The sequence below is a fragment of the Agromyces sp. NPDC060279 genome (assembly GCF_042726785.1).
In the GTDB taxonomy this organism is placed as follows: Bacteria; Actinomycetota; Actinomycetes; order Actinomycetales; family Microbacteriaceae; genus Agromyces.
The window spans coordinates 180,530-199,429 of sequence record NZ_JBHXBK010000005.1 but is presented as its reverse complement, the minus strand read 5'-3'; the positions used below and the strand labels follow the sequence as shown (position 1 = coordinate 199,429).

Annotated in this window: 15 protein-coding genes; 8 read left to right on the top strand and 7 right to left on the bottom strand. The window is 71.1% G+C overall.

Annotation, left to right across the window (positions count from 1 at the left end; genetic code table 11):
- Positions 1-292: 292 nt before the first annotated feature.
- On the top strand, positions 293-1,969 hold the full coding sequence (locus ACFWE1_RS14640) for an alpha/beta fold hydrolase (protein ID WP_376934134.1): 1,677 nt from the start codon (positions 293-295) through the stop codon (positions 1,967-1,969).
- Here the strand turns inward: ACFWE1_RS14640 and ACFWE1_RS14635 are convergent.
- Positions 1,966-2,871 carry a serine hydrolase gene (locus ACFWE1_RS14635; protein ID WP_229781845.1) on the bottom strand — a complete coding sequence of 302 codons (906 nt, stop codon included), beginning with the start codon at positions 2,869-2,871 and terminating at the stop codon, positions 1,966-1,968. The two genes, ACFWE1_RS14640 and ACFWE1_RS14635, sit on opposite strands and share 4 nt — an antisense overlap.
- Positions 2,872-2,996: 125 nt before the next feature.
- A complete protein-coding gene (locus tag ACFWE1_RS14630; protein ID WP_376934133.1) occupies positions 2,997-5,006 on the bottom strand; it encodes a M13 family metallopeptidase in 2,010 nt (669 codons plus the stop codon).
- Positions 5,007-5,081: 75 nt separating this feature from the next.
- Here ACFWE1_RS14630 and ACFWE1_RS14625 point away from each other — a divergent pair, with 75 nt between their 5' ends.
- Positions 5,082-5,456 carry a YccF domain-containing protein gene (locus ACFWE1_RS14625; RefSeq protein WP_376934132.1) on the top strand — a complete coding sequence of 125 codons (375 nt, stop codon included), beginning with the start codon at positions 5,082-5,084 and terminating at the stop codon, positions 5,454-5,456.
- 64 nt (positions 5,457-5,520) lie between these two features.
- Positions 5,521-6,867, top strand: a complete 1,347-nt coding sequence (locus ACFWE1_RS14620) for an MATE family efflux transporter (RefSeq protein ID WP_376934131.1) — start codon at positions 5,521-5,523, stop codon at positions 6,865-6,867.
- Positions 6,868-6,873: 6 nt separating this feature from the next.
- Here the strand turns inward: ACFWE1_RS14620 and ACFWE1_RS14615 are convergent, their stop codons facing one another.
- The 3 genes from ACFWE1_RS14615 to tdh form a co-directional block, all read right to left on the bottom strand.
- On the bottom strand, positions 6,874-7,944 hold the full coding sequence (locus ACFWE1_RS14615) for a LacI family DNA-binding transcriptional regulator (protein ID WP_376934130.1): 1,071 nt from the start codon (positions 7,942-7,944) through the stop codon (positions 6,874-6,876).
- Positions 7,945-8,029: 85 nt separating this feature from the next.
- Positions 8,030-9,238, bottom strand: coding sequence for a glycine C-acetyltransferase (locus ACFWE1_RS14610; RefSeq protein WP_376934129.1), 1,209 nt, complete (start codon positions 9,236-9,238; stop codon positions 8,030-8,032).
- A 17-nt stretch (positions 9,239-9,255) separates the two neighbouring features.
- Positions 9,256-10,299 carry an L-threonine 3-dehydrogenase gene (gene tdh, locus ACFWE1_RS14605; protein WP_243569811.1) on the bottom strand — a complete coding sequence of 348 codons (1,044 nt, stop codon included), beginning with the start codon at positions 10,297-10,299 and terminating at the stop codon, positions 9,256-9,258.
- 394 nt (positions 10,300-10,693) lie between these two features.
- Here tdh and ACFWE1_RS14600 point away from each other — a divergent pair, with 394 nt between their 5' ends.
- A complete protein-coding gene (locus tag ACFWE1_RS14600) occupies positions 10,694-11,947 on the top strand; it encodes an MFS transporter (RefSeq protein WP_376934128.1) in 1,254 nt (417 codons plus the stop codon).
- On the opposite strand, the gene ACFWE1_RS14595 is transcribed toward ACFWE1_RS14600, so the two are convergent.
- Positions 11,944-12,588 (bottom strand): pyroglutamyl-peptidase I, encoded by a 645-nt coding sequence (locus ACFWE1_RS14595; protein ID WP_376934127.1) that lies wholly within the window; start codon positions 12,586-12,588, stop codon positions 11,944-11,946. The genes ACFWE1_RS14600 and ACFWE1_RS14595 overlap by 4 nt on opposite strands.
- A 98-nt stretch (positions 12,589-12,686) precedes the next feature.
- On the opposite strand from ACFWE1_RS14595, the gene ACFWE1_RS14590 reads away from it, so the two are divergent.
- The 3 genes from ACFWE1_RS14590 (at position 12,687) to ACFWE1_RS14580 (ending at position 14,740) form a co-directional block, all read left to right on the top strand.
- The gene (locus ACFWE1_RS14590; RefSeq protein ID WP_376934126.1) at positions 12,687-13,241 is read left to right on the top strand and encodes a dihydrofolate reductase family protein; all 555 of its coding nucleotides are present in this window, start codon (positions 12,687-12,689) and stop codon (positions 13,239-13,241) included.
- A gap of 48 nt (positions 13,242-13,289) precedes the next feature.
- Positions 13,290-13,985, top strand: coding sequence for an endonuclease NucS (gene nucS / locus ACFWE1_RS14585; RefSeq protein ID WP_376934125.1), 696 nt, complete (start codon positions 13,290-13,292; stop codon positions 13,983-13,985).
- A gap of 62 nt (positions 13,986-14,047) precedes the next feature.
- The gene (locus tag ACFWE1_RS14580) at positions 14,048-14,740 is read left to right on the top strand and encodes an HAD hydrolase-like protein (protein WP_376934124.1); all 693 of its coding nucleotides are present in this window, start codon (positions 14,048-14,050) and stop codon (positions 14,738-14,740) included.
- Between the two features lie 223 nt (positions 14,741-14,963).
- Here the strand turns inward: ACFWE1_RS14580 and ACFWE1_RS14575 are convergent, their stop codons facing one another.
- Positions 14,964-15,689 carry an NYN domain-containing protein gene (locus tag ACFWE1_RS14575; protein WP_376934123.1) on the bottom strand — a complete coding sequence of 242 codons (726 nt, stop codon included), beginning with the start codon at positions 15,687-15,689 and terminating at the stop codon, positions 14,964-14,966.
- Positions 15,690-16,109: 420 nt separating this feature from the next.
- Here ACFWE1_RS14575 and ACFWE1_RS14570 point away from each other — a divergent pair, with 420 nt between their 5' ends.
- Positions 16,110-18,875, top strand: coding sequence for an immune inhibitor A domain-containing protein (locus ACFWE1_RS14570; RefSeq protein ID WP_376934122.1), 2,766 nt, complete (start codon positions 16,110-16,112; stop codon positions 18,873-18,875).
- Positions 18,876-18,900: the final 25 nt, after the last annotated feature.

The following is an 18,900-nucleotide window of genomic DNA, read 5'->3' as shown; positions in this document are numbered from 1 at the left end:
CACACCCTCAAACACCACACCAAATTCCAGGTCACCAAAGCACCCGACGGCACCATCACCTGGCACACCCCCACCGGCCACACCGCCACCACCACACCCCAACACCAACTCCCACCCCAACACACCCCAGAGCGCTACCAAGATCCCGAGCGCTACCCCGAACCCGCACCTTTCTGAGCACCAGCCCAGTCCAGCCGCGCCCAGCCTGGCGCCTGCCGACCCCGTTTACCCCATCCACCCGTCGCTCGTCACCCTCCCCTCCTCCACGCATCCGCCTGCCTAGACTGCGACCATGACGATTCGACGGTTCCGGCGGGGTGACCACGAAACCGTCATCACCGAGACCGGCATCGACGGCGGTCCGACGTACGTGCTCGTGCACGGCGTCGGCATGGGCCATCGCACCTGGTCGGACCTCGCCGAGACGCTCGCCCGCTCGGGCCGGGTGCTCGCGCTCGACCTTCCCGGCTTCGGCGACGCCCCGGAGCCCGAGGAATCGCTCGACATGGCCTCGTCGGGCGCCTATCTCGGCGAGCTGGTGGCGGCCGAGTGCCCGGACGAGCCCGTCGTGCTCGTCGGACACTCGATGGGCACCCAGATCGTCGCCGAGACTGCGGCGCAGCGACCCGAGCTCGTCGCCGCCGTCGTCCTCATCGCCCCGACGATCAACCGCCGGGAGCGCACCGCCGCGATGCAGGCGCTCCGCCTCGTGCAGGACCTCGCCTTCAGTCACCTCAAGGTACTCGCGCTCGGCATCCGCTACTACGTCCAGGCCGGACCGCGCTGGTACTTCGCGAAGCTCGCCGACATGCTCGCCCACCGCATCGAGCTCGTGCTGCCGCGCATCCGGGCGCGCACGCTCGTCGTCCGCGGCGAGCACGACCAGGTCGCCCCGCGGGACTGGGCCGAACTGGTCACGGCCCTCCTGCCCGACGGGCGCCTCGTCGAGGTCGCGGGCCGCGGGCACGAGACCATGATCACCGCGGGCGCCGAGGTCGCGCGGCTCGTCGCGGCGCATGCCGCAGGCGAACCGGTCGGACATCCCGTCGCCCAGCCCGTGCCGACCGGTCGCCGGACGCGCCCCGGCACTCGCCCGAGGGCAAAGTCGAACGCGAACGGGAACGCGAACGCGAACGTCCCCTGGTGGCGCGCCGCGCGCTGGTGGGCCGCGGACTACCTCTACGCGGGCTGGCGCCACCTCGCGGCCCCGTTCGACCGACGCGACGCGAGGCACTGGCAACGCGGCGACGACTCGCTGCCCGAAGTCGTGCTGCTGCCGGGCATCTACGAGCACTGGACCTTCCTGCGCCCGCTCGCCGAACGCCTGCACCGTGCGGGCCATCGCGTGCGCGTCGTGCACGGGCTCGGCGCGAACCGCCGCCCGATCTCGGCGACCGCGACGCTGCTCGGCCGGGCGCTCGCCCGCCGGCCGGCGCCGCCGGCCGGCCGGGTGATCGTGGGGCACTCCAAGGGCGGGCTCGTCGGCAAGCAGCTGCTCGTCGACGAGCTGGAGCGAGCAGACGCCACCGGGTCGACCCCCGGTGCCAAGCTCGGCCTGCTCGGCGTCGTCGCGATCTGTACACCGTTCGGCGGTTCGAGCCGCGCCCGCTTCTTCTTCGCCGACCGGAGCCTGCTCGCCCTGCTGCCGGGCGACGCCACGATCCATGCACTCGGCGAGGCGCGCGAGGTCGACGCGCGCATCGTCTCAGTCTTCGGCCGCTGGGACCCGCACATCCCCGACGGCAGCGAGCTGCCGGGCGCCCGCAACATCGAGGTGCCGATCGCCGGCCACTTCCGCGTGCTCGGCGCGCCCGAGACGGCGCGCGCGGTGCTCGATGGCATCGCCGGGCTGACGGAACAGGAAGGCCGGCGCGTCGCGGACGCCCCCGAGTCAACCGAGGCAACCCACGCAACCGCGGCAACCGCGACACCCGAGGCAACCGACGCATCCGCGAAGACGCCGGGTTAGTGCACGAACTCCAGCAGGTCGAGCCCGACCTGCCGCATGCCGTCGAGCACCGCGAGCCGGCTCGAGAGCTGCGTGTCGGCGTAGTACATCGACACCGCGAAGGCGACGCTCGCGCGCGGCCCGCGCAGCACGCCGACCTCGCTGCGCACGCCGCCGTCGGTGCCCGTCTTGTTCATCAGCAGCACGCTGTGGTCGGGCCGCCGGTGCGCGAGCGGATCGAGCCCGAACGCCGCGGACACCATCGACAGGTCGGTGTTGAGCGTCAGCCAGCCGACGACGCGCTGCGACACCTCGGGCGAGACGATCTCGCCGCGCGCGAGCGAGGCGAACAGCCAGGTGAGCTCCTTCGCCGAGCCGATGGAGAGCTGCGGGGCGTCGTCGGGGCCTCGGTGGTCGCGCACGAGGTCGAGCAGCGCGGTGCGGGTGAGGCCGAGCGCCTCGGTGCGGGCGCGCACCGCCTCGAGCCCCACGTAACGCAGCAGCACGTTGGTGGCCAGGTTGTCGCTCGTCGCGCCGATGAGCGCGGCGAGGTCGGCGATCGGCAGCGAGGGCGACTGCAGGTGCTGCCAGATGCCGGCGTCTCCGACGGCGTCGCGGGCATCGCGGTCGAGCACGGTGAGCGCCTCGGTCTCGCTCTCTGCCAGCCGGGCGGCGACCTCGACGAGCAGCAGCACCTTGCCGATCGACGCGGTCGGCATCACGACGTGGTCGTCGACCGAGAACAGCACCCGGCCGGTGGCGAGATCAGTCGCTCGCGCCGACACCTGCACCCCGGCGAGCGCGAGCTCCCCGAGCGCGTCGAAGCCGCGGCTGAAGTCCTCGCTCGCCTCGTCGGTGCGGTGCTTCCCTCGCCGGACATCGGCATGGCGCGCTCTGCGCTCTGAGCCTTGCGAGGGGGTCACCACGGCGCTTGCACTCTCCTGCTCACGGGCTCGGCGCTCCCCCGCCGCGGGGTGCGGCACGCTCGAGCTCAACGGTATCTGGTGGGGCGGGTTCCGGTCACGGCCTTCCGGGACCGTGGAGCGGACTACCAGATCGTCACCCGCTCGGCCGGGTCGAGCCAGAGGGCGTCGTCGGGGGTCACTCCGAAGCCAGTGTAGAACTCATCGATGTTCCTGACGATCTGGTTGCAGCGGAACTCGTTCGGCGAGTGCGGGTCGATGGCGAGCAGCCGCACCACCTCCGCGTCGCGCGCCTTCATCTGCCAGGCCTGAGCCCAGGAGAGGAAGAAGCGCTCGGCGCCGCTCAGCCCGTCGATCACCGGCGGCTCCGCGCCGCCGAGGGAGAGCAGGTACGCCTTCCAGGCGATCGCGAGGCCGCCGAGGTCGCCGATGTTCTCACCGATGGTGAGCGCGCCATTGACGTGCGGGAGCTCGGAGGCATCCTCGCCGCTCTCGGCGAGCTGCGCCGGAACGAGCGCGTCGTACTGGGCGATGAGCGCCTTGGTGCGCTCCTCGAAGGCGGCGCGGTCGTCGGCCGTCCACCAGTCGGTGAGCCGCCCGTCGCCGTCGTACTTCGAGCCCTGGTCGTCGAAGCCGTGGCCGATCTCGTGCCCGATGACCGCGCCGATCGCGCCGTAGTTGGCGGCCGCGTCGCGCTCCGGGCTGAAGAAGGGGTACTGCAGGATGGCCGCGGGGAACACGATCTCGTTGAAGCCCGGGTTGTAGTACGCGTTGATCGTCTGCGGGGTCATGAACCACTCGTCGCGATCGATCGGCTTGCCGATCTTGCCGAGCTCGCGGCGGAACTCGAACTCCGCCGTCGCCCGCACGTTCGCGACGAGGTCGCCGGGCTCGATGCCGAGGCTCGAGTAGTCGCGCCACTTCACCGGGAAGCCGATCTTCGGCGTGAACTTCGCGAGCTTGTCGAGCGCCTTGCGCTTGGTCTCCTCGCCCATCCAGTCGAGACCGACGATGGACTCGCGGTAGGCCTCGACGAGGTAGCCGACGAGCTCGTCCATCTGCTCCTTCGCGGCGGGCGGGAAGTGCCGCTCCACGTAGATGCGGCCGACGGCCTCGCCCATCGCCCCCTCGACGAGGGAGACGCCGCGCTTCCAGCGCTCCCGAAGCTGCGGGGTGCCGGTGAGGGTGCGACCGTAGAAGTCGAAGTTCGCCTCGACGAAGTCCTTGGACAGGTAGGGGGATGCCCCGCGCACGACCTGCCACGCGAGCCAGTCGCGCCACGCCGGCACGCGCTCCTCCGTGAGCAGCGCGCCCAGCCCCTCGACGAAGCTCGGCTGGCGGACGACCAGCTCGGCGAAGGCCGCCTCCGGGGCGCCCATCGCGTCGCGCCAGACGGCGAGACCGCCGGAGGCGGGGTCGGCGCCGGGGAAGGCGAGCGCCGCGGCATCCGCCCAGCTCTTCAGGTTGTAGGTCTTCTCGCTGTCGCGGGAGTCGACGTTGCTCCAGTGCACCGCGGCGATCGCGGTCTCGAGCTCGAACACGCGTGCCGCGCGCTCGGCGGCGCCGTCGAGCTTCGCGAGCCGGAACATCCGCTCGAGGTGCGAGCGGTACGCCTCGCGCACCTCGGCGAAGCGCTCCTCGCGGAAGTAGCTCTCGTCGGGCAGGCCGATGCCGCCCTGCTCGACGAAGACGAGGTAGCGCTCGGGGTCGCCCGGGTCGTTGTCGACGAAGAGCTGCGCGAAGCCCGCGACGCCCTGGCGCTCGAGGCGGCCGAGGGTCTCGAGGAAGCTCGGCACGTCGCCGATGAGCGACACCTCGACGAGCTGGCCGGCGATCGGCGTCGCGCCGAGGAGTTCGACGTGCTGCTCGTCCATGAAGCTCGCGAAGAGGTCGCCGACCTTGCGCTCCTCGGTGCCGGGGTCGGCGGCCTGCGCCTCGACGATGATCTCGCGGACGGCCCGCTCGGCCTCCTCGTGCAGCTCGATGAACGAGCCGAAGCGGGCCTTGTCGGCCGGGATCTCGGTGCGATCGATCCACTTGCCGTTGACGTGTCGGAACAGATCGTCCTGCGGGCGCACGCCCGGGTCGAGTTCGTCGAGCGCGATGCCGGAGCTGAGGGTGCCGTCGTCGGTCATGCGCTCCAGCCTAGGCGGCGCAGCCTGAACGGTGGCCCGCGATTTCCCACCGGGCGGTGCGAAGATGGAAGCCGTATGAACACCGTGCTCAACGTCATCTGGCTCGTGCTCTCCGGGTTCTGGCTGTTCCTCGGCTACCTCGTGGCCGGGGTGATCATGTGCGTGCTCATCGTGACGATCCCGTGGGGCATCGCCTCGTTCCGCATCGCGCGCTACGCGCTCTGGCCGTTCGGCCGCGAGGTCGTGCAGAAGCCGACCTCCGGCGCATGGGCGTTCATCGGCAACGTGATCTGGTTCCTGCTCGCCGGGCTCTGGCTCGCGATCGGGCACGTGCTGTCCGGCGTGGCGCTCTGCATCACGATCATCGGCATCCCGCTCGGCATCGCCGACTTCAAGATGATCCCGGTCTCGCTCGCCCCGCTCGGCAAGGAGATCGTCGACAAGGCGTGAGGGTGCGCGGCTGAGCCGAGGCGGGGCGAGCCCGTCGGCGGCAGGCCGTAGGCTCGACGGGCACATGAGCACCACGCCCCACCGCCGTTCCGTCGACCGCGACATCCTGCGCCTCGCGCTGCCCGCGCTCGGCGCGCTCATCGCCGAGCCCGCGTTCCTGCTCGCCGACACCGCCATGGTCGGCCACCTCGGCGCGACGCCGCTCGCCGGGCTCGGCCTGGCCAGCGCCGTGCTGCAGACGATCATCGGGCTGATGATCTTCCTCGCCTACGCGACGACGCCGGCGGTCGCCCGACGGCTCGGCGCGGGCGACGAGCGCGGCGCGGTGCAGGCGGGCATCGACGGGCTCTGGCTCGCACTCGGGCTCGGCGCACTGCTCGGGCTCGCCGGCTGGGCCGCGACGCCCGCGCTCGTCGGCGCGTTCGGCGCCGACCCGGCCGTGGCCGAGGCCGCCGTCAGCTACCTCGGCATCTCGATGGCCGGGCTGCCGGCCATGCTGCTCGTGTTCGCCGCGACGGGCCTGCTCCGCGGCCTGCAGGACACCCGCACGCCGCTCTGGGTCGCGGGCATCGGCTTCGCCGCGAACATCGCGCTGAACTTCGTCTTCATCTACCTCGCCGGCTGGGGCATCGCCGGCTCGGCCGTCGGCACCGTCGTCGCCCAGTGGGGCATGGTCGCCGTCTACCTGATCGTCGTCGGCCGGCACGCGCGGCGCGCGGGCGCGGGCTGGCGTCCGCACCGGGCCGGCCTCCTCGGCGGTGCCTCGTCGAGCGGCTGGCTGTTCCTGCGCACGCTGAGCCTGCGGGCGGCGCTGCTGCTGTCGACCTGGTCGGCGACGGCGCTCGGGCCCGACGAACTCGCGGCCTACCAGGTGGCGATCTCGATCTACTTCACCCTCGGCTTCGCGCTCGACGCCCTGGCGATCGCCGCGCAGGCGCTCGTCGGCCGAGGGCTCGGCGCGGGCGACGTCGCCGAGGTGCGGCTCGTGCTGCGCCGCTGCCTGCAGTGGGGCATCGGCTCAGGCCTCGTGATCGGCGCGCTCGTCGTCTCGACCGCATGGGTGCTGCCGCAGCTGTTCACCTCCTCGGCCGATGTCGCAGCGCTGCTGCCGCCCGCCCTCGTCGTGCTCGGCATCTCGGCGCCCCTCGGCGGACTGGTCTTCGTGCTCGACGGCGTGCTCATCGGCGCGGGCGACGCCCGCTACCTCGCCTGGACCGGCCTCGTGAACCTCGCGGCGTACGCGCCGCTCGCGCTCGGCGCCGTCTGGTGGGCGGATGCCTCGGGCGCCCCCGGTGCCGCCGCGCTCGCCTGGCTCATGGCGGCGTTCGCCCTCGGCTACCTCGCGGCCCGAGCGATCACGCTCTCGCTGCGCGCCCGGGGCAGCCGGTGGATGGTCACCGGGGTGGCGTAGCGCGAGTCAGCGCGCGGGCGGTGCCGTCGTGTCGCCGAGGTGCAGCGTGCTCGTGAACGCGAGCGACGCCGCGGGTTCGCCCGCGAGCAGGCGCACCACGGCCTCGCCCGCCGCGCGGCCCTTGTCGGTCGAGGGCTGTTCGAGCGTCGTCAGGTCGTGCCGCAGGCCGTCGACGCGGATGCCGTCGAAGCCGACGACGCTGAGCTCGCCCGGCACGGTGAGCCCGAGCTCCTCCGCGGCGAGGATCACCCCGGCGGCGAGCAGGTCGCTCTGCGCGATGATGGCCGTCGGACGGCGCTCGGCGGGAAGCACCCGGCCCGAGGCATCCGCCAGCAGCAGGCGCGCGGCGAGGCGGCCGTCCTCGACCGAGCTCGTCGCCGCGGCGACCGCGGGCGCCTCGGGGAACACGTCACGCGCGCCCTGCAGCCGTTCGATCGTGACCTGGGTCGTCGCCCGCGCCTCGAGGGCCGCGTCGACGGGGCCGCTCGTGCGCTCCGCGTCGAACGCCAGCGTCACGACGCCGACGTCGCGGTGGCCGAGCGCTTCGAGGTGCTCGGCGCCGCGACGGGTCGCGTCGCGGTTGTCGATGGAGATGTCGGGCACATCGTCGCCGGTGGGTCCGCCCTCGATCGCCACGGTGGGGATGCCCCGGCGGCGCAGGATCTCGAGCGAGTGCCCCACCCGCGGGCTGCAGCCGATGAGCACGACGGCGTCGACGGGGGCGTCCTCGATGGTGGCGCCCTCGGACTCGCCGCCGACGAACGGCAGCAGCAGCAGGGCCGCGCCGAGCGGGGCGATGCCGTCGGCGATGCCGTCGAGGGTGCGGATCTTCACCGGGTCGAGGAAAGCGCTGCGCACCCGCTCCTCCAGCACGACGCCGACGATGCCCGAGCGGCCCCGCCGGAGCGAGCGCGCCCGCGGGTCGGGTCCGGCGTAGCCGAGCTCGGCGGCGGCGGCGAGCACCCGTTCCTTCGTGGCATCCGACACGGGGCCCGAGCCGGAGAAGGCGAGCGACGCGGTCGACGCCGAGACGCCGGCGCGGGCGGCCACGTCGGCGAGGGTCGGTCGGGCGGTCATGCCCCGAGTCTAGGGGCCGGGCCTGCGAGCCGCACGAATCGATTCGAGCGGCCGCCTCCGCCCGCACCCGGGCCCCGCGCCGCGCTCAGGCGGGGGCGACCTCCTCGCGCGCGGCGGTGAAGGCCTCGACGCAGGCACGGATCTCGTCCTCGGAGTGCGCGGCCGAGAGCTGCACGCGGATGCGCGCCTCGCCCTTCGGCACCACGGGGTACGAGAAGGCGGTGACGTACACGCCCCGGGCCTGCAGGGCGTCGGCGATGCGGGCGGTGAGCGCCGCGTCGCCGAACATGACCGGAACGATGGGGTGCTCGCCGGGCAGCAGCTCGAAACCCGCCTCGGTCATCAGCGAGCGGAACAGGGCCGCGTTCGCCTTCAGCCGCTCGCGCAGCTCGCCCGACGACGACAGCAGCGCGAGCGCCTCGAGCGTGCCCGCGACGATGGCCGGGGCGAGCGTGTTCGAGAAGAGATACGGGCGGGCGCGCTGGCGCAGCAGGTCGACGATCTCCTGCCGGGCCGCGACGTAGCCGCCGGAGGCGCCGCCGAGCGCCTTGCCGAAGGTGCCGGTCGTGATGTCGACCCGGCCCTCGACGCCGCACAGCTCGGGGGTGCCGCGCCCGTTGTCGCCGACGAAGCCGACGGCGTGCGAGTCGTCGACGAAGACGAGCGCGCCGTAGCGGTCGGCGAGGTCGCAGATCTCCCGGAGCGGGGCGATGTAGCCGTCCATCGAGAAGACGCCGTCGGTGACGATCACCTTCCGGCGGGCGTCGGATGCCTCGACGAGCCGCTGCTCGAGCTCGGCGAGGTCGCGGTTCGCGTAGCGGTAGCGCCGGGCCTTGGACAGGCGGATGCCGTCGATGATCGAGGCGTGGTTCAGCGCGTCGGAGATGATCGCGTCCTCCGGGCCGAACAGCGTCTCGAAGACGCCGCCGTTCGCGTCGAAGCAGGAGGAGAACAGGATGGTGTCGTCGTAGCCGAGGAACTCCGACACGCGTGCCTCGAGCTCGAGGTGCTGGGTCTGCGTGCCGCAGATGAAGCGCACGCTCGCCATCCCGTAGCCCCACTCGTCGAGACCGCGGTGCGCCGCGGCGACGATGCGCGGGTCGTCGGCGAGGCCGAGGTAGTTGTTCGCGCAGAAGTTGAGCACCCGGGCCAGGCCGACGCCCTCGGCACCGCCGGAGGCGATGTCCACCTCGGACGACTGCGGTCCGACGATGCCGCGCTCCCGCTTCGTGAGCCCCGCGGCCTCGATCTCGTCGAGCTCGGCGCGCAGCTGCGCCTTCACGTCTCCGTACATGTGCGTTCCACCCGTTCCTATACTTCGGTCCAGTCGAGGATGACCTTGCCCGCGCCCGCGGACGCGGCGACGTCGAACGCCGCCCGCCACTCGCGCGCGGGGAAGCGGTCCGAGATCACGCTCGCGACGGCGTCCCTCAGCGGCTCGCTCGTCTGCAGCATCGCGGACATCGAGTTCCAGGTCTCGAACATCTCGCGCCCGTAGATGCCCTTCAGCGTCAGCATGTGCGTGACGACCTTGCCCCAATCGATCGCGTACGGCTCGGCGGGCAGGCCGAGCATGGCGATCCGGCCGCCGTGGTTCATGTTCTCGAGCAGCTCCGGCAGCGCCTTCGGCGAACCGCTCATCTCGAAGCCGACGTCGAAGCCCTCGCGCATGCCGAGCCGCTCCTGCGCCTCGCGCACCCGCTCCTTCGACACATCCACCACGTCGTCCGCGCCCATGCGGCGCGCCAGCTCGAGGCGGGCCGGCGAGACATCCGTCGCGACCACGAAGCGCGCCCCCACGTGCCGGGCGACCGCGATCGACATCAGCCCAATCGGTCCGCAGCCGGTGACGAGCACGTCCTCGCCGACCACACCGAAGGCGAGCGCGGTGTGCACCGCGTTGCCGAAGGGGTCGAAGATCGCGCCGAGCTCGGGGTCGACCGGCGAATGGTGCACCCACACGTTCTGCCCGGGGATCACGATGTACTCCGCGAACGCGCCGTCGCGGTGCAGGCCGACGCCCTGCGTGCGGATGCACATCTGCCGGCGTCCGGCACGGCAGTTGCGGCACATGCCGCACACGACGTGCCCCTCGCCCGACACCAGATCGCCGACCGAGACGTCGTGCACGAGCGGCCCGACCTCGACGACCTCGCCCGAGAACTCGTGCCCCGGGATCAGCGGCGTCGCGATCGTCGACGCGGCCCAGTCGTCCCACTTCTCGATGTGCAGGTCCGTGCCGCAGATGCCCGTGCGCAGCACCCGGATCTTCACGTCGGCCGGCCCCACCTCGGGCTCCGGCCGGTCCACGAACTCGAATCCGGCACCGGGCGCGGCTTTGAACAGGGCCTTCATGTGGAACTCCATCGTGGTTCAGGGCACGGAACCGCTGGGTGCGGCGGTCCGTGCGAGTCGGTCCGGTGGGTGCGCCGGATGCCTCAGCCATCGTATCGACGCGCGGCCGGATGTTTCAGGGGACGCGATCGGCCCGGCCACCCGCGCGGATGGCCGGGGGCCGGGTGGAGCTCTTGCACGACGACGATGCGGTCGCTATCGTGGTCGAATCGATTCGACTCGAATCGATTCGAGGGACGTGGCGGGCCGGACTGGACCCCGGCCCGCCGCGCACCCCACCTCCGCACGACCATCCCGCATCGGCCAGACTGGGAGCGGCATCCCGGCCGCTCGGGCCGACGACGACCGCGAGGACGACCGGATGACCCAGCCGACCCACGATGAAGCGCTTGAGATGACCGACACCCCAGACGAGAGCCGAACCGCCGCCCGCACCCCCAAGCGCGGACGCACGCCCCGCCACCTCGCGGCCTGGCGCAACGCCGTCTTCACCATCTTCTTCCTCTCCGGCCTCAGCATGGCGAGCTGGGTCGCCCGCCTCCCCGCGGTGCGCGACTTCACCGAGCTGTCGACGCAGGGCGTCGGCCTCGTCATCCTCGGCATGTCGGTCGGCTCGATCATCGGCCTCGTCGTCGCACCGATCTTCCTCGCCCGCCTGGGCGCGCGCGCCGGCATGATCGCGATGCTGCTGCTCGTCTCCGTCGGCCTCGTGCTCATCGGCATCGGCGGCTCGCTCGTGCCCTCGGTCGTCACGATCGTCGTCGGCCTCGCCTTCTTCGGCTTCGGCAACGGCGCGGTCGACGTGATGATGAACGTCGAGGGCGCCGAGGCCGAGCGTGAGATCGGCAAGACGCTGATGCCGCTCATGCACGCCTTCTTCAGCTTCGGCACCGTCGCCGGCGCCGTGCTCGCAGCCGGCGCCGCCGGGCTCGGCCTGCCCGTGCTCGCGCACCTCGGCATCATCGCGGGGATCATCGCGATCGCCGTCATCATCGCCGTGCGCTTCGTGCCGCGTCGCGCCGAGCTCGGCGACCCGAAGGAGCACGGCGCCCCCAAGCCGCCGTGGCGGGAGCGCCTGCGCGCCAGCCTGTCCGTCTGGGCCGACGCCCGCCTCCTCCTCATCGGCGCGATCATGCTGAGCATGTCGTTCGCCGAGGGCTCGGCGAACGACTGGATCACCCTCGCCGCCGTCGACGGCCACGGCTTCGACGCGACCACCGGCGCCCTCGTGTTCAGCGTCTTCACCGTGTCGATGACGGTCTCCCGCGTGCTCGGCGGCCCGCTGCTCGACCGCTTCGGACGGGTGCCCGTGCTGCGAGTCCTCTCGGTGACCGCGGTCGTCGGCATCTCGATGTTCATCTTCGGCACCGAGCCGTGGGTCATCGTCGTCGGCACCGCTCTCTGGGCGGTGGGCTGCTCGCTCGGCTTCCCGGTCGGCATGTCCGCCGCGGCCGACGACCCGGTGAACTCCGCCGCCCGGGTGAGCGCGGTCGCGATCATCGGCTACTTCGCGTTCCTCGCGGGCCCGCCGCTCATCGGCTTCCTCGGCGAGCACTTCGGGCTGCTGAACGCGCTGCTCGTCATCCTGGCGCTCACCGCGGTCGCCGGCATCCTCGCTCCCGCGGCGCGCGAGCGCTCGCGGAGCTAGCGAACCGGCCGCACGCCCTCGGCGAGCGCGCGCACGGCCGCCTCCGCGGCGCGTGCGAGCTCGTCGAAGCCGAGCGTGCTGACCCCGGCCATGCCGCCGGTCTCCGCACCGCCGGTCTCCGCGCCGACCGTGGCGACGCCGCGGCTCCGCACCGCCGGCACGTGCAGGAATCCACCCGGCAGCTCGGAGCGCGCGAGCTCGTAGGCGATCCGGTTGCAGACGAAGCCACCGGCATCGTCGGATGCCTCGGCGCCAACCCCGACCGCACGGATCGCGTCGACCATCGCGTCGACGTCGAAACGGGCCGTGCGCCGCTCGGGGCCGTCGTCGATCGGCACCCCGCGCGGCTGCGCGCCGTCGTTGTCGGGGATGCGCGCGTCGATCAGGTTCCGCGCACCGCGCTCGGGGGTGACCGCCGCACGCCGCCCGGCCTCGCCGAGCGCGAGCACGGCATCGGGGCGGTGCTCGGTCATGAGCTGCCGGAGGCGGGCGGGCGCACCCCCGAACGACACCGGCAGGATCGCGGTGACGAGCTCGATCGCCGGGTCGCTCCAGCGCTCGGGCAGCCGTGCGACCGTCTCGCCGCTCGCGTTCTCGGCGTCCTCGCCGAACGGTTCGAAGCCGGTGACGAGGATGCGCATCGCTCCAGGATTCCATGAGCGGCGACCCCGACCCGGCGCACATGGGCTCTGGCGGCATCCGCCCGAGGGGTGCACCATGTGCGCCAGGAGGTACCGCCATGGCCGCACTGCTCTACTCCACGAACTGCTCGCTCGACGGGTACATCACCGACGAACAGGGCAGCTTCGACTTCAGCGAACCGAGTCCCGATCAGCACCAGTTCATCAACGACCGGATGCGCACGGTCGGCACGCACCTCTACGGCCGCCGGCTCTACGAGGTGATGCGAGTGTGGGAGGACTTCGATCCCGCCGAGCTCGCGCCCGTCGAGGCCGACTTCCAGGAGATATGGCGAGCGACCGACAAGGTCGTCTACTCGGCGACGCTCGACGAGGTGCCGACCCCGCGCACGACGCTCGAGCGCAGCTTCGACCCGCAGGCCGTGCGCGAGTTCGCCCGCACCGCGGAGGCCGACGTGCTCGTCGGCGGCGCGATGCTCGCCGCGGAGGCGCTGCGCGCGGGGATCGTCGACGAGCTCTCGCTCTATATCGCGCCGTGCCTGCTCGGCGGCGGCGCGAAGGCGCTCCCCGACGGCGTGCGCCAGCAGCTCCGGCTCGTCGACACCCGGCGCTTCGACAACGGGGTCGTGGTGGTGACGTACCTGCGCGCGTGAGCGGCGCCGAGCAGCGGGCGCGTCCCGACGGCCGCGTACACTCGAACGGTGCGTCTCGTCATCGCCCGCTGCTCCGTCGACTACGCCGGCCGGCTCTCCGCCCATCTGCCGCTCGCGACCCGCCTGCTCATGGTCAAGGGCGACGGCAGCCTGCTCGTGCACTCCGACGGCGGCAGCTACAAGCCGCTGAACTGGATGAGCCCGCCGTGCACGCTCGCCGAGTCGGAGCCCGACGAGGAGCAGGCCGCCGGCGGCATCACCCAGGTCTGGACCGTGACGCACAAGAAGACCGCCGACCGGCTCATCGTGAAGATCCACGAGGTGCTGCACGACTCGGCGCACGAGCTCGGCATCGACCCCGGGCTGCAGAAGGACGGCGTCGAGGCCCACCTGCAGCAGCTGCTCGCCGAACAGATCGAACGGCTCGGCGAGGGGTACACCCTGATCCGCCGCGAGTACATGACCGCGATCGGCCCGGTCGACATCCTCGCCACCGACGAGGCGGGGGCGAGCGTCGCCGTCGAGCTCAAGCGGCGCGGCGACATCGACGGCGTCGAGCAGCTCACCCGCTACCTCGAGCTGATGAACCGCGACCCCCGGCTCGCGCCCGTGCGCGGCGTCTTCGCCGCCCAGGAGATCAAGCCCCAGGCGCGCACCCTCGCCGAAGACCGGGGCATCCGCTGCGTCGTGCTCGACTACGACGAGATGCGCGGCGTCGACAGCGGGCACGCCCGGCTGTTCTGAGCACCGAGCGGACCCGAGCGGCACTCGGCTTTCACCGAGGCGTGCGCCCATAGGATGTCACGGTGACCTCTGACACGCTGCTCCCCCCGGCACCCGTCGTCGCCACCCGAAGCTGGTCGGCCGTGCTGTTCGACCTCGACGGCACGATCATCGACTCCGCCGGAGACATCACCCGCTCCCTCGCCCACGCCTTCGAGGCCGTCGGGCTGCCCGTCCCCGACGAGGCGACCCTGCGCGACTACGTGGGCCCGCCGCTGCTCGACAGCCTCCGCCTCTCGGCGGGGCTCGACGACGAGCAGGCCAGGCACGCCCTCGGCATCTACCGCGCGCACTACAACGAGCGGGCCATCCGCTCACCCGTCTTCCCCGGCATCGCCGGCCTGCTCGAGCGGCTGCACGCCGCCGGCATCCCGGTCGCCCTCGCCACCTCGAAGCCCGAGGCCGTCGCCCGCACCGTGCTCGAGCACGCCGGGCTCGCCGGGTACTTCACGACGATCACCGGTGCGAGCGAGGACGAGTCGCGCACCACGAAGGCCGACGTCGTCGCCGAGGCGCTGCGCCGCCTCGAGGGCGCCGGAGTGGATGCCTCGCACGCCGTCATGGTCGGCGACCGCGGCTACGACATCCTGGGCGCCGCCGCGCACGATGTGCCCACGATCGTCGTCGAGTGGGGCTACGGCTCGCCCGCCGAGGCCGCCGACGCGCTCGCGATCGTGCACTCGAGCGACCAGCTCGGCAAGCTGCTGCTGGGCTGAGCCTGGTCCGCTGAGCCCGTCGAAGCGAGTGACCAGCTCCAGAAGCGCCTGCTCAGCGCGCACTCACGCCGGTCAGCTCGCGAACATGTTCAGGGGTTGAATCTCCACATCCGGAGACGAACAAGTAGACCAGCACAGGCGCTCATGCCTCTGTTCATGCAAGAAAAGACCCGCCCTCACTTGGAGGACGGGTTGGTGGTTTCACTTTACCACGCGGGCCGGGCTACCAGGTCGCCGGCTTTGCAATTCCGTGAACCGGATCCGGAAGCTGGCTGGCCAAAAGATCAGCCGGCGCGAGCCGCCGCCACCAATGACGGCCTACACCTTCGCTCGGAAGGCCTTTCAGAGCGCCCGCCAGCGGCCTCGGTTGCGGATTGATCAGGCCGACAGGAACATGTTGACGGGCAATCTGCAACGGCAGGGCGAGGTCGGAGTCGTTCGAGATGACGATCGCTCCATCGACATGCTGCTGAAGCACGTCGGCGAGAAGATGAGTGGCGACGTTTACGTCAGAGCCCTTCTCCTCCCGCTTCCGGACGGTGGCGAACACGTGGCCGTTCGCGTTTCGCCGGATGCGAAGACCGGGTGACCACGTCTCGGCCGATCCTTGATCGACGAAAGCAGTCGGCGCCCTCGTTCCAGCCTTCTCAGCTGTCAAGATCGATTCCTTGGCCCAGGACGTGTAGTAGCCCTCTTCGATCACGTCAACTGCTCCATGCAGCTCGAGCGCTTTGAGATAGAAGTCCTGGCGCTGGGTCTGCTGCGGATCCGCAGGATCATTCACGCGAGCGGTGCAATACACGACACGACCCACCGAAGCAGATTGCCAAGTGGCGAAGCGGGTCGCCAGAGCGCGAAGATCAATCCACTTCCAACCAGGCGTGCTGCCGAGGTGACCGTGCCCGCCATAGTAGAGATTGAACCCATCGATGTAGACGCCGATCCGCATTGGGGCAATGTACAGCACCAATGCACCAGGGCTTCCAACCTCACTCACACGCCTTCTAGCTGGTCATCAGTTCCGCCTGGAGTGAGATGACTCCGTCGCAGATGCAGGCAGACCGAAGATCGCAGATCCTCACGAACGGCCCCTCGCCGCCGGCCCGATCGCGGCGATCCGCCATCGAATCGGAATTCCCCTCTTCCCCCAAACGGGGTACACGGTGCATGATGCCGAGTACGCGCGTCTGATCGACGCGTGCCAGTCGCACCGGCGCGACGAACCCACGCGTCGGTGCTCGGAGGGAGAAGCATGTCTGGAAACTCCACTCGCGCGCGGCGCGTGGTGGCGACGACCTCTGTGCTCGCGCTCACGGCCGCCGGCTTGGCGACCTTGAGCATCGCGCCAGCGAATGCGTCGCCATCGCCCGTGTCCGCGCCGGTGATCGGTGACGACGAGTACTACATGAACTACGTCGCACCGCGAGCGGAAAGCGCCTTCGGCGACGACGAAGTGGTCGTCGACGTGAACGGGGCGAAGAACGACACGGCCCGCGGCATGTCCGCGCTCGAGCAGGCGAAGGCCGTGGATGCGAAGTACGCGGCCGGCAACCCGGTCGCGGCGCAGGGACTCGCGAAACTCGAAGACCAGTCCAACAAGACCGGCAAGAGCCCGAAGGAACTGAAGTGGGACCGCGGCGGCCACGGGCACGGCCACGGTTGGAAGGGCAACAAGCACAAGAAGCCGAACTACAAGCAGGCCGACGAGACGCAGGAGGCCAAGCTCCTCACGATCCTCGTGGAGTTCGACGACACAGTGGTCGACGACTTCAGCGACGTGTACGTGCCGACCGAGTTCGGCGCGACCGAGTGCAAGCCCGGCGCTCCGCAGAGCGGCCCGCTGCACAACAACATCCCGAACCCGGCCGACTACGAGCTCGAGGACAACAACTCGATGTGGGTGCCCGACTTCTCGAGCGAGCACTACAACAAGATGCTGTTCAGCGACAAGGGCATCACGGAGCGCGTCCGCAAGGACCTCCGCGGCCCCGACGGCCGCAAGGGCATCGACATCTCCGGCTACACGATGAAGAACATGTACGAGGAGATGTCGCAGGGCGCCTACACCGTCACCGGTGAGGCGACCGCCTGGGTGACGGTGCCGCACTCCGAGGCGTACTACGGCGCGACGGTCTGCCACCAGAACGAAGAGGGCGTCTACGAGGCCGGCCCCATGCAGGACATGCAGGGCCACCCTGACAACCCGCTCGGGCCGGGCCAGCTGCCGATCGATGCCGTCGCGGCGCTGTCGGCCGCGCAGCCCGACTTCCCCTGGGCCGACTACGACATCGAGGACCAGGGCGACCGCGACGGCGACGGCGACCTCTTCGAGCCCGACGGCGTGATCGACCACGTCGTGCTCGTGCACGCGGGCGAGGACAAGTCGGGCGGCGGCGGTGCCGAGGGCACCTACGCCATCTGGGCGCACTCCTCCGCCGTGGCCGGCGGGGCTCCGATCCCCGGCACCGACCTCAAGCTGTCGAACTACATCGTGCAGCCCGAGGACTCGGGCGTCGGCGTGTTCGCGCACGAGTACGGCCACGACCTCGGCCTGCCCGACCTGTACGACACCTCGAACGCCGGTGACTCCGACGTCGACTTCTGGGACCTGATGAGCTCCGGCTCGCACGCGGGCCCGATCTTCCAGTCGATGCCGACGCACATGGGCCTCTGGGACAAGTACGTGCTCGGCTGGGTCGACCCCGCGGAGATGAACCCGGGCGACCGCCCGGACACCTTCAAGGTGGGCCAGAACTCGCGGCCGCTGAAGGGCTCCGAGGACGGCGTGAAGGTCAACCTGCCCGACAAGGTGGTGACCCTCGCGACCCCGCACAGCGGTGAGAACATGTGGTACACCGGCTCCGATCAGGACTGGGCCGACCTCCGTCTCGGCCGCACGATCGACGTGCCGGCCACCGACCCGAAGTTCTGGATGTGGAACGACTTCGTGATCGAGGAGGACTGGGACTTCGGCTTCGTCGAGGTCTCGACCGATGGCGGCACGACGTGGACCGAGCAGAAGGTCTTCGACGAGGCCGGTGCCGAGGTCACCACCCCTGACGGCTACGCCGACCCGAACGGCCGGCTGAGCGACTTCGGCGCCGGAACGCCGAAGAAGTACGGCCTGACCGGTTCGACCGGCGGCTGGCGCCACGACTACGTCGACCTGACCTCGTACGCCGGGCAGACGGTGCAGCTGCGCCTGCGGCTCGCGACGGACGCCGCCTTCCAGGAGCGCGGATGGTTCGCCGACGACTTCGCGGTCACGAGCGGCGCCGACACCGTCTGGAGCGACGACGTCGAGCAGGGCGACAACGGCTGGACCGCCGAGGTCGCCTCGTTCACGACGACGACCGGGCCCGGCTGGCGTCAGGACACCGGCACCTCGGTCAAGGCGCAGTACTACCTCGTCGAGTGGCGGAACATGGACGGCTTCGACCAGGGCCTGAAGTACGCGTACAACAGCGTGTACCAGGAGGGCGCCTGGAAGGTCGAGAAGCTCGCCTACAACGCCCCCGGCATGCTCGTCTGGTACCGGGACACGACGTACGGCGACTCGAACATGATCACGGCCAACGAGGCGGCGCTGCCCAGCTACGGCGCCAAGGGCGGCCTGCTCATCGTCGACAGCCACTTCAATCCGCTGCAGCGGACCGGAGCGGCCGCCGACCTCGACCCGTCGACGCTCAATGTGATGCCCTCGCGGGCGCAGTCCTCGAACGCCGCCTTCGGCGTGCAGAAGACGTACCCCTTCACGGAGTGCATCGTCGATGACGCGTTCACCGAGTACTGCACGAAGATCCCCGCCCTCAAGCCGGTGAGCACCTTCACCGACGACCAGGGCTGGGTGCCCGGCTTCGCGCTGCGCGAGTCGGACGGCACGCTGTTCTACCGCGACCGCGACGCCTCGACCGTCGTGCCCTCGGTGGGCAACGCCCAGTACAGCACCCCGCTGTACGACCTCGAGGGCAACCGCCTGCCGGCGTACGACGGCGTCGACGCGGGGGTCGGGCCGTTCGGCTCGGGCAACCCGGCCGACGACGGCGTGGGCTACGGCACCGTCATCAAGCTGAAGAAGCCGATGAAGGACAACACGACGGCGCTGATCCAGATCACGCCGCCGAAGGCGGACTGACCCGCTGCACCGCGCGGCCCCGCCG

Bases quoted from the DNA above. Each gene is read 5' to 3' on its own strand.
- ACFWE1_RS14640 (WP_376934134.1), top strand. From the start codon at position 293: ATGACGATTCGACGGTTCCGGCGGGGTGACCACGAAACCGTCATCACC.
- ACFWE1_RS14630 (WP_376934133.1), bottom strand. From the start codon at position 5,006: ATGACCGACGACGGCACCCTCAGCTCCGGCATCGCGCTCGACGAACTC.
- ACFWE1_RS14625 (WP_376934132.1), top strand. From the start codon at position 5,082: ATGAACACCGTGCTCAACGTCATCTGGCTCGTGCTCTCCGGGTTCTGG.
- ACFWE1_RS14620 (WP_376934131.1), top strand. From the start codon at position 5,521: ATGAGCACCACGCCCCACCGCCGTTCCGTCGACCGCGACATCCTGCGC.
- ACFWE1_RS14615 (WP_376934130.1), bottom strand. From the start codon at position 7,944: ATGACCGCCCGACCGACCCTCGCCGACGTGGCCGCCCGCGCCGGCGTC.
- ACFWE1_RS14610 (WP_376934129.1), bottom strand. From the start codon at position 9,238: ATGTACGGAGACGTGAAGGCGCAGCTGCGCGCCGAGCTCGACGAGATC.
- tdh (WP_243569811.1), bottom strand. From the start codon at position 10,299: ATGAAGGCCCTGTTCAAAGCCGCGCCCGGTGCCGGATTCGAGTTCGTG.
- ACFWE1_RS14600 (WP_376934128.1), top strand. From the start codon at position 10,694: ATGACCGACACCCCAGACGAGAGCCGAACCGCCGCCCGCACCCCCAAG.
- ACFWE1_RS14595 (WP_376934127.1), bottom strand. From the start codon at position 12,588: ATGCGCATCCTCGTCACCGGCTTCGAACCGTTCGGCGAGGACGCCGAG.
- ACFWE1_RS14590 (WP_376934126.1), top strand. From the start codon at position 12,687: ATGGCCGCACTGCTCTACTCCACGAACTGCTCGCTCGACGGGTACATC.
- ACFWE1_RS14575 (WP_376934123.1), bottom strand. From the start codon at position 15,689: ATGCGGATCGGCGTCTACATCGATGGGTTCAATCTCTACTATGGCGGG.